General features: G+C 72.0%; 1 protein-coding gene. It reads right to left on the reverse strand.

Annotation, left to right across the window (positions count from 1 at the left end; all coding sequences use genetic code 11):
* A partial coding sequence (locus MD221_RS17435; protein ID WP_242113430.1) for a hypothetical protein occupies positions 1–513 on the reverse strand: 513 nt, incomplete at its 3' end.
* Between the last annotated feature and the right edge of the window lie 9 nt (positions 514–522).

The raw sequence follows: 522 nt of genomic DNA on the forward strand, positions 1-522 counted from the left end.
CGCCGTGCCGGTGTTGCTCACCGTCAGCGTGTAGGTGCCGTTGGTCCCCACCACGAAGTTGCCGCTGTGGGTCTTGGCCATGCTCAGCAGCGGCGCATTGACCGTCGTGGTCGCGCTGCTGCAGCTCACCGTCGGGCCGCTGGTGCAGCCAGGACCCGGCGGCGTGCCCGGATTGCCGGTGCCCGTCGGGTTGGTCGCCGCGTAGTTGGTGATCGAGCCGCCCGTCGCCGGGGCGGTCACCGTCAGCACGACATTGGTCGAGCCTCCGCCCGCGATCGGGCCGGGGATCGTACAGGTCAGCAGCGCGCCCGCCGAACTCGGCAGGGGGCCGCAATTCGCGCCGGTCACCGCCGTGGCAATCGCGCCCGCCGGCAGCTGGTCCTGCACGACCACGTTGGTGCCGGTCGCGGTCTGGCCGCTGTTGCTCACCGCCAGCGTGTACTGGTAGCTGGCGCCCGCCGTCACCGTTGCCGGGCCGGTCTTGGCCACCGCGACGTTCGCGGCGGTGTTCACCGTGGTCGG

This window comes from Luteimonas aquatica, assembly GCF_022662575.1.
Taxonomy (GTDB): domain Bacteria; phylum Pseudomonadota; class Gammaproteobacteria; order Xanthomonadales; family Xanthomonadaceae; genus Luteimonas; species Luteimonas aquatica.